Consider the following 13,670-nt stretch of genomic DNA (forward strand, 5'->3'; position numbering starts at 1 on the left):
CAATGTTACTCGTGAGTAACTTAGCTGGCAAGGACCCGCGCGACGGTTGTTGTCCGGCCCCGGCGGGACTGCCGACGCAGCCTGTCGATTGAGGTCGAGGAAGCCTAGCTCGCGGTTCCGGGCGCGGCCCGGGGCTCCTTCGGTTCCTTGGGAGGCAGCGGCTGCGGATTGAGGAAGGCGGCAGTGATCAGGGGGGCCGTCAGCTCGATCTGCCACGGCCGTGCACCCAGTTCGCTGAGCTCTTCGGCGATCGCCTCTTCGTTGAGTTCCGCCGGCGGACGCCATGCCACCCGGCGGAGGAAGTCGGGCGTGAGCAGGTTTTCGACAGGGAGGTTCAGTTCGTCGGCTTTGTCCTGGAGCAGCGGCCTGGCGGTCGTCAGGCGTTCGGCTGCGGCCGGGTCCCTGTCCGCCCAGACGCGCGGCGGCGGCGGAGCATTCGTGGGCAGGTGCAGCGGCGGCAGTTCCTCCATGCTCCTGGCTGTCGCGATGCACCGCAGCCAGCGCGGAGCCTCGCGCTGCGCGGCACGGCCGTGGAAGCCCTTGGTTCCCAGCAGCTGTGGAACGGTGGTGGGCATGGCCTTGGCGGCTGCCACCAGCGAAGAGTCGGGGATGAGCCGGCCGGGAGCGACGTCGCGCTTGCGGGCCAGGGAGTCGCGCTCCAGCCACATCTCGCGGACCGCTGCCAGCTGCCGGCGGTCCCTGATCTGGTGCAGCCCCGAGGTCTTGCGCCAGGGATCCACGCGCGGCGGGGCGAGTCCGGCCGCGAGGATGGCGGCGAACTCCTGTTCGGCGAATTCAAGCTTCCCGTCGGCCTGGAGCAGTTCGATGAGTTCCTCGCGTAGTTCGGTGAGGACCTCGACGTCGAGGGCCGCGTAACGAAGCCAGGGTTCCGGGAGCGGACGGGTGGACCAGTCGGCGGCTGAATGCTCCTTGGCGAGGCCGAAGCCCAGGAGTTGCTCGATGACAGCCGCGAGACCCACCCGCGGCAGGCCGGCAAGCCGCGCGGCCAGTTCGGTATCGAAGAGTTTGTGGGGCCACATGCCAAGCTCCGACAGGCACGGAAGGTCCTGGCTCGCCGCGTGCAGGATCCATTCGACGCCCTCGAGGGCGTCGTTGATGATCCGCAGGTCCCCGAAGGGTTCCGGGTCGATGAGCCACGTTCCCGAGCCTTCGCGCCGGATCTGGACCAGGAAGGCCCGTTGCCCGTAGCGGAAGCCCGAAGCGCGTTCCGCATCCACCCCTGCCGGGCCGGTCCCGGCGGCAATGGCGGCCGCGCAACGCTCCAACCCGGCCGGAGTTTCAATGACTAGCGGCACTCCGTCGCGGGGGGAATCCAGGTCGATGACCTCGGGGACCAGGCTGTCGAAGCCTTCCACCGTGATGTGGGGAGTAATGTCAGCAGCCGGGACGCCGGCCGTGGTGTGTTCCGGATTTTGAGGGGTCATGATGCCTTCAGTTTACCGACATCGCGCTGCAGGGCGTCCCGCCGTGGTCCGCCATGGTCAGTTGCGCCGCCGGCGGGGCAGGGCGGATACGCCCTCGGGCAGCGGCGGGAGCCCGGCGAAGGTGCAGACCATGTCCGACCACGCCTCCAAATGGGAGCGGATATCACGCCCCGCAGGGGTCCAGGACGCCCGCAGCTCGATGTCGATGGAACCGGGCCTGTCGGCGAGGGTGCCGAAGCTTTCGGACAGGATCCGGGTGGCTGTTCCGCCCGCCGCACGGTAGGGCGCGTTGTGGTTCTCCAGCGCCTCCACGAGCCAGGTCCACGCTACCGAGCCCAGCATTTCGTCGTTGCCCATCTCCGCCTCCAGCTGGGCACGGATGTAGGTGACGATCCGGAACTCGCCGTCCCACACCGCCGAGCCGTCGGGATCGTAGAGCAGGATGAACCGTCCGGTGGCGAGTTCCTCGGCGTCGTCACCGACGGTTCCTGCGGCCCGCACCAGTGCGGCGGAAACCGGTCCGTGCACGGCGGCGGGGGCCGGCCCCGGAACAGGGCCTATGACCTCCGCGCCCAGGGCCACTGCGAAGGGGGCCAGCCTGGACGGCGCGGGGATCTCGTCCAGGTACAGCTCACCGCGGCACCGTGCTTTTCGTAGGGATTCCAACGCGGTAAGGAACTCCGCGGGAACCTGGGCGAGTGCGTTCACATTGGCAGGTTACGCAAAAGGTGGCGTCGAACCCGGCAGGCTCGCCGCCCCGTGCGCCCGCTCAACGGGCCGCCAACTCCCCCTTGATGGCAGCGACAAACGAATCCACGTCTTCTTCACTGGTGTCGAAGGAGCACATCCAGCGGACTTCCCTCGCAGCTTCATTCCAGTCGTAGAAGCGGAAGGATTCACGCAACCGGTCGGCCACGCCCTCGGGCAGGATGGCGAACACGCCGTTGGATTCCGTCTTCTGGGTGGGTTCCACGCCGTCGATCCCGTCCACGGCAGCGCGCAGCCGGGCAGCCATGGCGTTCGCGTGCCGGGCCGATCGCAGCCAGAGGTCGCCCTCGAGCAGCGCGATGAACTGGGCGGACATGAACCTCATTTTGGAGGCCAGCTGCATGTTCATCTTGCGGAGGTAGACCAGGCCGTGCGCGGTGTCGGGGTTGAGTGCCACCACCACCTCACCGAACAGCAGTCCGTTCTTGGTGCCGCCGAAGGAGAGGATGTCCACACCGGCGTCGCGCGTGAACGCCCGGAGCGGCACGTCGAGGTGGGCTGCGGCGTTGGCCAGCCGGGCGCCGTCCATGTGGAGCTTCATGCCCTTGGCATGGACGTGGTCCGCGATGGCGCGGACCTCCTCCGGCGTGTAGCAGGTGCCCAGTTCGGTGGTCTGGGTGATGGAGACGGCCAGCGGCTGGGCGCGGTGCTCGTCGCCCCAGCCCCAGGCTTCCCTGTCGATCAACTCGGGGGTGAGCTTTCCGTCGGTGGTGGGGACCTGCAGCAGCTTGATGCCGCCGATCCGCTCCGGGGCGCCGTTCTCGTCCATGTTGATGTGCGCCGTCGACGCACAGATCACTGCGCCCCAGCGGGGGAGCAGGGACTGGAGCGAGAGGACGTTGGCGCCTGTTCCATTGAAGACAGGGAAGCATTCGATGCCGGCGCCGAAGTGCTCCTCCATGAGCACCTGCAGCCGAGCGGTGTAGTCGTCTTCGCCGTAGGAGACCTGGTGCCCCTCATTGGCCGCAGCCAGGGCAGCCAGGACTTCGGGGTGCACGCCGGAATAGTTGTCCGAGGCGAACCCCCGCACGGCAGGGTCGTGGAGCCGCGCCGCGGTGGCGGCAGGGGCAGTTTCAACTGTGGTTGTCATCGCTTTGGTCACGCTTTCAGTCTAGGGATGTGGGCCGTTATCGGCTAAGAACCAGCCGCCGGCCGTTCAGTTCCGCCGCCGGGGCGGTAAAAAGTCCGACGGCGGCTGCCGCCAGGTCCGAAACGTCGGTGAAGCCGGGGAAGCTGCGTTCGGGGGACCGGGCACGCATCCCGGCGTCCACGAGGCCTTTTGCCACGAAGATGACGGCGGCGCTGTGCGTCCCCGTGCTGAAGCCTTCGGCAACAGCAAGGGTCCATGCCTCGGCGGCCGCCTTCGCCGCAGCATAGCTCGCACCGGACGCCGTCGGGGTTGCAACAGCCGTGGAAGTGACCATGGCGAACCGGCCGGCCTCCGAGGCTGCGAGGTCGTCGTAAAACACCCTGGTGACATTCCGCACGGTGGTGAGGGCGCTGCGTTCCAGGAAGTCCCAGTCCTCGTCGGTCTGGTCGGTGATGCCCTGGGCGCCGCGCCAGCCGCCCACCAGGTGGATAACGCCGTCGATCCTTCCGGCAGTGGCGGAAATGGTGGCGTGCAGCGCCCGGACGTCTGCCAGGTTGGCGAGGTCGCAGACGAGGGGGATGACGCCGTCGCCCGCTTCCGCGGCGGCAGCCTCAATCCGGGGACCGTCCGAACCGACCGTAAAGACCGTATGGCCTGCTTCGCGCAGCGCGCGTGCCGTGGCGATCCCGGACGGTCCGCTGCCGCCCGTGACCACCACGTTCAAGGGGCGTCCGGCACTCATCCGGCGTTCATGGCCAGCGTGTTGATGCCGGTGCCGGTGGCTGAAGAACCGGTGATGCCGGCCGTTGATTCGATGACGGGGCGCATCTTCTTTTCGAGGGCTTCATAGAACATCGACAGCGGGAATTCGTCATCGAGCACCTGGTCCGTCAGACCGCGGGGCGGCCCGGCCAGCGGCAGCGCGTCCGGACCCTTGGCCCAGACGGACGACGGGTTCGGCGTGACGGTCCCGGCGATCAGTTCGTACGCGGCCAGCCAGTGGGCCATCTTGGGGCGGTCGATGGAGCGCCAGTAGAGCTCCTCGATCCTGGCGCCGAGTTCCACCACGACGTCGGCAACTTCGTCCCAGTCGATGCTGAGCTTGCTGTCGGTCCAGTGCAGGACGCGGTGCTGGTGCATCCAGGCGAACAGCAGCTGTCCGCCGAGGCCGTCGTAGTTGCGTACGCGGCTGCCGGTGATGGCGAAGCGGAAAATCCGGTCGAAGATGACGGCGTACTGGACCAGCTTGGCGTGCCGGCGTGCTTCCGGGTCCGCCTCCTCGTCCTTTTCGATCTTCACCGATTCGCGGAATGCCGTCAGATCGCAGCGGAGTTCCTCCAGTGAGTAAAGGAAGTACGGCATGCGCTGTTTGATCATGAAGGGATCGAAGGGGAGGTCGCCGCGCATGTGGGTGCGGTCGTGGATCAGGTCCCACATCACGAACGTTTCCTGGGTGAGCTTTTGGTTCTCCAGGAGCTCGGCGGCTTCGGCGGGGAGCTCGAGGCGGGTGATGTCGGCAGCAGCTCCGAGGACCCGGCGGAAGCGTGCTGCTTCCCGGTCCGCAAAGATGGCACCCCAGGTGAACGTCGGGGTTTCCCGGACCGCCACGGTTTCCGGGAACAGCACGGCCGAGTTGGTGTTGTAGCCGGGGGTGAAGTCCAGGAAGCGGATGGGAACGAAGAGCTTGTTGGAGTACTCGCCCTCCTCGAGTCCGGCGATGAACTCCGGCCAGATGACCTCGATCAGGACTGCTTCCACAAGGCGGCTGCTGCTGCCGTTCTGGGTGTACATGGGGAAGACCACCAGGTGCTGCAGCCCGTCGATGCGGTGCTGCTGGGGCTGGAAGGCGAGCAGCGAGTCGAGGAAGTCCGGCACCCCGAAGCCGTTGGAGGCCCAGCGGCCGAAGTCGCTCACCAGGAGCTCGAGGTACCGGGAGTCGTGCGCAAAGGACGGAGCCAGCGCTTCCACGGCCGCGCAGATGGTGCCGACGTGCGCGGAAGCGGCTTCGTGGTCAGCGGCGTCCGGGACCGAGCCGTCCTGGGCCTGCAGGGCCTGGATTGCCGTCGCGGCAGCTTTGAGCCTCACCCACTCGGGGTGGTTTGCGGTGAGCGGAGCGTGTGCGGTGAGAGCGGTCGTGGTCATCGTCGGCGATCGCCTTTCTGGGTTGCTTGGAGCTTCTACGGCGAGCGTAGCAAGCAATCAGAGCTCCTAATGCAAAATTAGCCCGAGCATAAGAAAGACTGGTGCAAGTGGTTGAGCAGACCCGCCCCAGCCATAGCGGGGGCGGGTCCTTGCAGAGACGTCTGGCGGCGCTTACTTTTCGGCGTCGTCCGCTGAAACGAGCGTCAGCGAGACGGAGTTGATGCAGAAGCGTTGGTCCGTGGGTGTGCCGTAGCCCTCGCCCTCGAACACGTGGCCCAGGTGCGAATCGCAGCTTGCGCAGCGGACCTCCACACGGTCCATGCCCATGGTGCGGTCATGGACGTAGCGGACCGTTCCGTCTGCGAGCGGTGCCCAGAAGGACGGCCATCCGCAGTGGGAATCGAACTTCTCATTGCTGGTAAACAGTTCGGCTCCGCAGGCGCGGCAGTTGTAGACACCCGCCGTGTGGGTATCCGTGTACTTGCCGGTGTAGGGGCGCTCGGTCCCCGCCTGCCGGAGCACCCGGTACTCCTCCGGTGTCAGCTCCTGCCGCCATTGCTCATCTGTCTTTTCAATCCGCGGAGTGCTGTTTTCCGCGGCGGATCCGTCGCCGGGAACCTGGACGGGCGCGACTTTTGGCTTGTTGCTAAAGATGCTCATGGTTTCAACAACGCTCAGGAGTCGCCGATAAATCCCGAACCGGCATACAGGTGCAGCACGGGCAGTCCCAGCTGGTCCTGGGCCTTGTTGGCCCAGTCGGTATGGAAGGTGTCCGCGATGGCATGGGGGCGTGTGATGACGACCGCCTGGCCGGCGCCGACTTCCTTGACTTTAGCCACCAGTCCTTGCACGGCCCCGCCCTCCACCACTTCGCCGGTGACGCCGCCGCCGATTCCGGCCAGCGCGTTAAGTGATACCGCGAGCGTTTCGGCGGCGGCAGCGCGTTCGGTGGCGGGATCCGGGGCATGGGAAGTCAGCTCCCGGAAAGCTTTGGCGACGTCCAGGAGGGACAGGTTTTCGAGGAAGTCCACCAGCAGGTGCCGTTCCGTGTTGGCCGGCACCAGCACCAGGAGGGGCGCGTCACCCCCGTCCACCAGGCGTTCGATGTTCACGCGGTCGTCCGCACCCAGCGGCTCTTCTGTCAAAATGACGATTGGATCGCTCATGACCCCAGCCTAGTCCCGGCCTGACCTTCCCGCACGGATTTCGTCCGGGCCTCCGGCCGCCGGCGGTGTGCCCGAATATGATCGGAGGGCCGGCAGCAGTAAGAATGGATCCATGGCATCAATTCCGGGGCTGCGCCCGGCCACTCCGACGAATCCGCCCCGTGCCTTGGACCGGGTCCAGGGCACCCCCGAGGCGGGCATGTCCGCCAGCGCCAAATGGGCCGTGGGCGGCGTAATCGCCGGAGGTGCCGCCGCGGGACTGCTGGGTGCAGGGTCCTCTGCCCTCGCTCTCTATTTCGCCCGGCGGGTCATCACGCCCGTGCGGGTCCGGGATGAGAACCAGGAAGTGCTGGCTGTCATCCGGGCCGCGGACGGACTCCAGATCATCCTTGCCGCCACCGAAGACACCACGGTTGAGGGCACCTACGGGCTGATCTTCGACGGCGGCCGCGGGCACGCACGGATTGGCAGGATCCTTTCGTACTCACCCGCGGAACGCACCGTCCTGCGCGAGGTCGAAGCAGTCTATTCCGGCGACCTCACCACCGCCCGCCGTGGCTACTGGAGCGGGGCTTCCTACCCGGACCCGGCGTCCATCGGGCTGCCGGTCGAGGACGTTGAAGTCGACGTCGAGGGCGGTGTTGCGCCGGCGTGGCTGGTGCGCGCGCCGGCGCCGTCGGACATCTGGGCCATCATGGTCCACGGACGCGGTGCAAGCCGGCAGGAATGCCTACGGGCGCTCCGGCCGGCACAGGTTCTCGGCATGACCGGCCTGGTGATTTCCTACCGCAACGACGGCCTGGCGCCTTCGGCCCCGGACGGGCGCTACGGCCTCGGGTCCACCGAATGGCGCGACGTCGAGGCAGCCATCACTTTCGCCGTCGCCAACGGCGCCAGGGAAGTGGTGCTGTTTGGCTGGTCCATGGGCGGCGCGATCTGCCTGCAGACGGCCGACCTCTCACGGCACCACCACCTGATCCGGGCGATGGTGCTCGATGCGCCGGTCATCGACTGGGTGAACGTGCTGGCGCACCATGCGCAGCTGAACCGCATCCCGTCCGCCGTCGGGCGGTACGGGCAGCTGATGATGGGCCACCGCCTGGGCCGGCGGCTGACGGGACTGGCGGCGCCCGTGGACCTGAAATCGATGGACTGGGTCTCCCGCGCCGTGGAACTCAGGACTCCCACACTGATCCTGCACAGCGTCGACGACGAATATGTGCCCTACGGGCCATCGGCCACCATTGCAGAAAAAAACCCGGAGATGGTCACGTTCGAGTCTTTCCAGGATGCCCGCCATACCAAGGAGTGGAACGTCGATCCGGAGCGCTGGGAAGGCCTGGTCACCGCCTGGCTGCGGCGTCAGCTGGCCCCGCGGGCCAACCCGGGCTCCCGCCCCCGGAAGTCCGTGCCGTCCGGAACGGACGCTAATATGACAGACGCTAGCGGTCCGGAGTAGCTTTCGGGCCTGTGCCGATGCGGGCGGTGATGGCGCCGGTGAGCCGGACAAGGTGGCCCGGGTCCAGTTCGATATCCAGCCCGCGCCGGCCGCCGGAGACCAGAATGCTTTCCTGGCCCAGGGCGCTCTCGTCCAGGACGGTGGGCGAGGGCTGGCGCTGCCCCAGCGGTGATATTCCGCCCAGTACGTACCCGGTCCTGCGCTGCGCCGTGGCAGGATCTGCCATGGCGGCCTTCTTGGCGCCCAGTGCAGCCGCGATTGCCTTCAGGTCCAGGTTGCCGTGCACCGGGACTATCCCCACCGCGAGCCTGCCGTCGACGTCCACCATGAGCGTCTTGAAGACTTTTGCGGGATCCACGCCCAGCACTTCCGCCGCTTCCATCCCGTAGCTGGCAGCCGAGGGATCGTGGCTGTACGGATGCAGCACGAAAGGAACGCCGGCCGCAGCAAGTGCTGCTGTAGCCGGCGTTCCCTGTGAAGCCTGTTTGCGCGCCATATGGTGCCCGGGCCTTCCGGCCTAGGCCTTCAGTGCGGCGGAGGCAGCCACCTTGCGCTTGATGCGTCCCAGCATGGCCGTCATTCCCCGCATCCGCAGGGGAGTGATGGCGCGGGTGAGCCCCAGCAACTCGGGCATGTCATCCGGCACCGAGAGGATCTCCGGCGCCGTGAGGCCGTTGAGTCCTTCATAGAGGACACCGGCGAATCCGCGGGTGGTGGGTGCTTCCGGCGGCGCCTTGAAGTACAGGCGCACACTGTCCGGGGAACCGGCGTCGTGCTTTTCCGTCTCAATGGTCAGGAACAGCGGCGACTGGCACTCAACTACCTGCTCTAGAAGCTCCGGGTGGTCCTTCAACCGGTCCGGAAGCTCGGGGAGACCCTGGGAGAACTCCAGCAGCAGTTGCAGCCGCTCGGGTTCGGTCAGGGCCTGGAAGTCGTCAACTATTTCCGCCAGCGCGGCGGGAAGGGCTTGGGTATTCATCAAGTCCAGTTTACGCCGGTACCGTGCCGCGTTCGGTTCCCTTGGTGATGGGCACGCGGACGGCGTTGCCCCATTCGGTCCAGGAACCGTCGTAGTTGCGCACGGTCTCGAAGCCCAGCAAGTACTTCAGGGCGAACCAGGTGTGGCTGGAACGCTCGCCGATGCGGCAGTATGCCACGACGTCGTCGCCCTCCTTGAGGCCGGCCTCGCCCAGGTACAGGGCCTCGAGCTCGGCCCGGTTGCGGTACGTGCCGTCGCCGGCTGCCGCCCGTGCCCAGGGGATCGAGGCAGCAGTGGGGATGTGGCCGCCGCGCAGGGCGCCTTCCTCAGGGTAGGCCGGCATGTGGGTGCGCTGGCCGCTGTATTCCTCGGGGGAGCGGACGTCGATCAGCGGCTTGCCGAAGTGCGCCAGCACGTCTTCCTTGAAGGCGCGGATGGGGGCATCGTTGCGCTCCACCTCCGGGTATTCGGCGGGGGAGGGGACAGTGACGTCGGTGGTCAGCCTGTGGCCTTCGGCGATCCATTTGTCTCGGCCGCCGTCAAGCAGGCGGACGTCTTCGTGGCCGAAGAGGGTGAAGACCCACAGGGCATAGGCGGCCCACCAGTTGGACTTGTCGCCGTAGATGACCACGGTGGAATCGCGGGAGATGCCCTTGGCGGCGGCCAGGGCGGCAAACGCCTTGCCGTCGACGTAGTCGCGGGTGACCTCATCGTTCAGGTCGGTGTGCCAGTCGATCTTGACGGCGCCCGGGATGTGGCCGGTTTCGTAGAGCAGGACATCCTCATCGGACTCCACCACTACGAGCTTGCCGTCGGCGACGGCGCCGTTTTCAATGGCCTCTGCGAGCCATTCGGTGGACACAAGGCGTTCCGGGTTCGCGTACTCGGCGAACTTTTCGTTCTGTTCAACGGGGTAGGACACAGGGATGGCCTTTCACTGAAACGGTCAGGGGACCCATGCCACCGGGAAGCGTCGCTGCGGCCGGGCCAGTTCCAACACTAGCCACGGGCCGGCACTTATGCGCCCCTGCGTTCACAGAGGGAAATATGGCCTTGGTCACGTGTGCGCACCGCGTAATGGGGCCGGTGCCCCATTGCCGGTATCCTTTCTGGGGACACGAGACCAGCAGAACGGACCACCTTGGTACAGATCGAACAGCTCTCCGCGCGGACACCGTCGGTTTCCGTGGATGAACTCCTCAAGGGTTTTTATCCCTCCCCGCGGTTCGGAGAGGTTTCCTTCGCAAGCTACCGGCCCGACCCGTCGCAGCCGAGCCAGTCCGGGGCGGTCACGGCGCTGCAGTCCTTCGCCACCGGCGTTGGCGCCAACGGAAGCTCCGGACTTTTCAAGAAGCTGTTTGGCAAGAAGGACAAGGACAGTTCCCGCGCCGGCATCTACCTGGACGGCGGTTTCGGCGTGGGCAAGACCCACCTGCTGGCCTCGCTGTGGCACGCGGCTCCCGGCCCCAAGGCCTTCGGCACCTTCGTCGAATACACCAACCTGGTGGGCGCGCTGTCCTTCCGCAAGACCGTTGAAGCGCTCAGCAGCTACAAGCTCGTGTGCATCGACGAGTTCGAACTCGACGACCCGGGGGACACCGTCCTGATGTCCCGCCTGATGCGCGAACTGGCCGATGCCGGCGTCAAACTGGCCGCGACGTCGAACACCCTCCCCGGTTCGCTGGGCGACGGACGGTTCGCCGCCGTCGACTTCCAGCGTGAAATCCAGGTGCTGGCAGACCAGTTCGACGTCGTCAGGATCGACGGCGAGGACTTCCGCCACCGCGGCCTCCCGGCGGCGCCGGCTCCGCTGAAGAACGCAGACCTGACGCACCACATGCAGGCGGAATTCCATGGCAAAACGGTGGCCCGGGATGATTTCAAGACCCTCATCAACCACCTGGCGGGCGTCCACCCCAGCCGGTACCGGCAGCTCCTGGCCGGCATCGAGGGTGTTGTGTGGCGTGATGTGGAAACCATCACCGAGCAGGCAGTCGCCCTCCGGTTCGTGGTGCTCGCGGACCGGCTCTATGACAAGGACGTTCCGATCCTCGCCAGCGGGGTTCCGTTCGACCAGCTCTTTACCGAGGAAATGATGACCGGCGGCTACACCAAGAAGTACTTCCGTGCGGTGTCGCGTCTGACGGCGCTCGCCCGGGAAGGGCAAAACCACGAACCGTCATAGCCTTAAACGTTGCCCTTAAACGCTGCGCTTAAACGCTGCGCTTAAACGCCAAAGGTGCCGGCGCCGCCTCACGGCGGGACCGGCACCTCGCTGACGTTCCTGGGTTAGAGGCCCTGCTGCCGGGGTTCACCGGTTACAGGGGGCTCTCCGGCGACGGGAGGTTCTTCGACCGGAGCCGGGTGCGGCTTCGGGTCGACCTTGTCCACGAGGCCGGCTGCGCCTTTCTGGACGGTATCGATCTTATCGGCGTACTTTCCGCCGGTCTTTGAGTCGATGAAATCACCGGCTTTGCCGATGCCGTCCTTGATGGCCTGTTCATTGCCACCAACCAGTCGCTGAGCCTTGCCCTTTAGATCGTCAAGAATACCCACGGGCACCTCCCTTCTGTCGCGGAGCCAGATCGCTCCTCCGCTTTCGATCCTAGCCCGGGACCCCGGGTGTGCCAAGGGCACGCGCCGCGACCTGTCTAGGGTCCTGATGCCCCATTTGGGTGCCCACGACATTTTTGGCCCCGGAATCCGGGCAAGAAAAAAGCAGCTCCGGAGAGCTGCTTTGTGGTGGGCGATACTGGGATCGAACCAGTGACCTCTTCCGTGTCAGGGAAGCGCGCTACCGCTGCGCCAATCGCCCGCACCGGAAGGATCCGGAGTGGAATTGTAAATAACAGAGCGGACGACGAGATTCGAACTCGCGACATCCACCTTGGCAAGGTGGTGCTCTACCAGCTGAGCTACGTCCGCATTTAGTCCATGCCGGCTGGGCCGGTGGTACTGGATCAAGCAAGTTTCCTTGCTTTGGTGGGCGATACTGGGATCGAACCAGTGACCTCTTCCGTGTCAGGGAAGCGCGCTACCGCTGCGCCAATCGCCCAAATGTTCTCCGGGATGAACCGGATACCAAGGTTTTCACCGAGGTGGGTACGGGATTCGAACCCGTGTATACGGCTTTGCAGGCCGCTGCCTCGCCTCTCGGCCAACCCACCGTGTAAGCCAGGTTCCTGGGAACCTTTGCCATGACAGTGTCCTGCGAGCGGACGACGAGATTCGAACTCGCGACATCCACCTTGGCAAGGTGGTGCTCTACCAGCTGAGCTACGTCCGCATTATTGTCAGCATTTCCGTGCCGCATTCGGCATTTCCTCGCGTTCCAACGAGTAAGAACTCTATAGGAGGTTCGGGGAACTTACAAATCGGCGCCTTGTCCTCGGCGCCCGATGCCCTTACTTCCTTGGAATCTAGGGGATAAAGCTAATGACAGCCGTGTAATTCGACGGTTCGTTTCGGCGTCGAGGGGCTCGATTTCCAAATGCCGCCAGGGTGGGCTAGCATTCAATGGCATTGGGGCGATTGGCGCAGTGGTAGCGCGCTTCGTTCACACCGAAGAGGTCACTGGTTCGAACCCAGTATCGCCCACCAATGAATGGCCCGTTCCGCTGAATCAGCGGGGCGGGCCATTTCGCTTTCCGGCCACGTCTCCTGCCGCCGGGTAATCCTGTCAGCCCTTCATGAAAGAGTGTTTGCATGACTGATCCACTCCTTGCCCACGCCACGGACTACGGGCGGATGTATGCACGCTCGACCTCCGAGTCGTTTTCCGTGCCGTCCATTACCACCGTCATCGGCCAGCAGCCGCACGGCCTCGACGGCTGGTTCGGGTACATGGGGGCAAACAGCCTGGCCAGCGATCCGCTGCTTCCCGGGATCCTGGGGAGCCCCGCAAAGGTCCGCCAGGCGGTCAGCCGCGCTGCCAAGGCAGCGGAAACCTACCGTGACGACGCTGCCCGGCGAGGCGACCGGGTGCACAACTACTGTGAACAGGTTGCGCTCAGGGCCCTCGGGCGGCCGCATCAGATGAAGGAAACGCGGGAGGCGCTGGCAGCAAACGGCGAGGAAGGCTTTGCTGCGCGGTTCGATGAGTGGTGGGAACTGTTTGGCGTGGAGCCCGTCGCACCCGAAGTCACCGTCTGGAATAAGACGGTGGGCTATGCGGGCACCCTGGACCTTGTAGCCAGGATCAACGGCAGGACCTGCATCATCGATTACAAGACCAAGGGCACATCCCGGGACGGCACGGTCAAGCCGCTGGACGACAAAGTGGTGATGCAGCTGGTGGCCGGAATGAAGGCCGAGGAAAGCCTTGTTGATCCTGTCGCCGGGGAGTGGGAGCCCTGGCAGCACGGCGAATCCCCGATCCTGCTGGCGGTCGCCATCGGGGAGACGGAGGTCCGGCCGATGCGTGCCAACCCGGAGGTGCTCAAGCACCATTGGTGGAAGTTCTGCGCCCTCCGGCGCGTCTGGGAGATGTCGGCTGACACCGTCAGCGCCGGAACAGCCCTGCTCCCGCTGGCGCCGCCGCCGTTGCCTGTGGCAGCGCCCGCACTGCAGGCTGTGCCCGGCAGGTAGCCGGCCAACTAAACTGGACTGGATCCCGTACAGC

The 13,670-nt window shown here is 65.8% G+C and carries 14 protein-coding genes and 6 tRNA genes; 4 read left to right on the top strand and 16 right to left on the bottom strand.

The genetic code is table 11. The features are described from left to right. Nucleotides 1-104: 104 nt before the first annotated feature. The 7 genes from PV761_RS05720 to PV761_RS05750 form a co-directional block, all read right to left on the bottom strand. On the bottom strand, nt 105-1,445 hold the full coding sequence (locus PV761_RS05720) for an HRDC domain-containing protein (RefSeq protein ID WP_028270806.1): 1,341 nt from the start codon (nt 1,443-1,445) through the stop codon (nt 105-107). Between the two features lie 57 nt (nt 1,446-1,502). Further along, nucleotides 1,503-2,153, bottom strand: coding sequence for a DUF3000 domain-containing protein (locus PV761_RS05725; RefSeq protein WP_347895086.1), 651 nt, complete (start codon nt 2,151-2,153; stop codon nt 1,503-1,505). A 61-nt stretch (nt 2,154-2,214) separates the two neighbouring features. Continuing rightward, on the bottom strand, nt 2,215-3,303 hold the full coding sequence (locus tag PV761_RS05730) for a low specificity L-threonine aldolase (protein ID WP_347895267.1): 1,089 nt from the start codon (nt 3,301-3,303) through the stop codon (nt 2,215-2,217). A gap of 37 nt (nt 3,304-3,340) precedes the next feature. Beyond that, on the bottom strand, nt 3,341-4,045 hold the full coding sequence (locus tag PV761_RS05735) for an SDR family oxidoreductase (protein WP_347895088.1): 705 nt from the start codon (nt 4,043-4,045) through the stop codon (nt 3,341-3,343). Further along, on the bottom strand, nt 4,042-5,445 hold the full coding sequence (locus tag PV761_RS05740; RefSeq protein WP_347895089.1) for a DUF6421 family protein: 1,404 nt from the start codon (nt 5,443-5,445) through the stop codon (nt 4,042-4,044). Before PV761_RS05740 ends, PV761_RS05735 begins: the two co-directional genes overlap by 4 nt. A gap of 171 nt (nt 5,446-5,616) precedes the next feature. Further along, nucleotides 5,617-6,105, bottom strand: a complete 489-nt coding sequence (gene msrB, locus PV761_RS05745; RefSeq protein WP_347895090.1) for a peptide-methionine (R)-S-oxide reductase MsrB — start codon at nt 6,103-6,105, stop codon at nt 5,617-5,619. Between the two features lie 14 nt (nt 6,106-6,119). Further along, entirely contained in the window at nt 6,120-6,611 is a 492-nt protein-coding gene (locus PV761_RS05750; protein ID WP_028270801.1) for a hypothetical protein, read from the bottom strand. Between the two features lie 199 nt (nt 6,612-6,810). Between PV761_RS05750 and PV761_RS05755 the strand changes: the two genes are divergently transcribed. Then, nucleotides 6,811-8,070 (top strand): alpha/beta fold hydrolase, encoded by a 1,260-nt coding sequence (locus PV761_RS05755; protein WP_347895269.1) that lies wholly within the window; start codon nt 6,811-6,813, stop codon nt 8,068-8,070. Here the strand turns inward: PV761_RS05755 and ybaK are convergent. The 3 genes from ybaK to PV761_RS05770 are packed head-to-tail and all read right to left on the bottom strand — an operon-like array spanning nt 8,054 to nt 9,971. Next, a complete protein-coding gene (ybaK, locus tag PV761_RS05760; protein ID WP_055802263.1) occupies nt 8,054-8,566 on the bottom strand; it encodes a Cys-tRNA(Pro) deacylase in 513 nt (170 codons plus the stop codon). The two genes, PV761_RS05755 and ybaK, sit on opposite strands and share 17 nt — an antisense overlap. Before the next feature lie 21 nt (nt 8,567-8,587). Beyond that, nucleotides 8,588-9,049, bottom strand: coding sequence for a SufE family protein (locus PV761_RS05765; RefSeq protein ID WP_028270799.1), 462 nt, complete (start codon nt 9,047-9,049; stop codon nt 8,588-8,590). A 10-nt stretch (nt 9,050-9,059) separates the two neighbouring features. Further along, a complete protein-coding gene (locus PV761_RS05770) occupies nt 9,060-9,971 on the bottom strand; it encodes a sulfurtransferase (RefSeq protein ID WP_347895092.1) in 912 nt (303 codons plus the stop codon). A gap of 219 nt (nt 9,972-10,190) precedes the next feature. On the opposite strand from PV761_RS05770, the gene zapE reads away from it, so the two are divergent. After that, nucleotides 10,191-11,234 (top strand): cell division protein ZapE, encoded by a 1,044-nt coding sequence (gene zapE / locus PV761_RS05775; RefSeq protein WP_028270797.1) that lies wholly within the window; start codon nt 10,191-10,193, stop codon nt 11,232-11,234. Between the two features lie 104 nt (nt 11,235-11,338). Here the strand turns inward: zapE and PV761_RS05780 are convergent, their stop codons facing one another. The 6 genes from PV761_RS05780 to PV761_RS05805 form a co-directional block, all read right to left on the bottom strand. Beyond that, nucleotides 11,339-11,605 carry an antitoxin gene (locus PV761_RS05780; RefSeq protein ID WP_028270796.1) on the bottom strand — a complete coding sequence of 89 codons (267 nt, stop codon included), beginning with the start codon at nt 11,603-11,605 and terminating at the stop codon, nt 11,339-11,341. Nucleotides 11,606-11,789: 184 nt separating this feature from the next. Then, a tRNA-Val gene (locus PV761_RS05785) sits at nt 11,790-11,864 on the bottom strand. Nucleotides 11,865-11,901: 37 nt separating this feature from the next. Beyond that, a tRNA-Gly gene (locus PV761_RS05790) sits at nt 11,902-11,974 on the bottom strand. Between the two features lie 55 nt (nt 11,975-12,029). Then, nucleotides 12,030-12,104 (bottom strand) — tRNA-Val (locus tag PV761_RS05795). Between the two features lie 41 nt (nt 12,105-12,145). Next, nucleotides 12,146-12,216: transfer RNA gene (locus tag PV761_RS05800), tRNA-Cys, on the bottom strand. Nucleotides 12,217-12,262: 46 nt separating this feature from the next. Beyond that, nucleotides 12,263-12,335 (bottom strand) — tRNA-Gly (locus PV761_RS05805). Nucleotides 12,336-12,574: 239 nt separating this feature from the next. Here PV761_RS05805 and PV761_RS05810 point away from each other — a divergent pair. Together PV761_RS05810 and PV761_RS05815 are read left to right on the top strand one after the other, a co-directional pair. After that, nucleotides 12,575-12,649 (top strand) — tRNA-Val (locus PV761_RS05810). 105 nt (nt 12,650-12,754) lie between these two features. Beyond that, nucleotides 12,755-13,636: a hypothetical protein gene (locus PV761_RS05815; protein ID WP_028270795.1), complete on the top strand. Its 882-nt coding sequence runs from the start codon at nt 12,755-12,757 to the stop codon at nt 13,634-13,636. Nucleotides 13,637-13,670: the final 34 nt, after the last annotated feature.

The organism is Arthrobacter sp. CC3 (assembly GCF_039907775.1).
Lineage (GTDB): Bacteria > Actinomycetota > Actinomycetes > Actinomycetales > Micrococcaceae > Arthrobacter.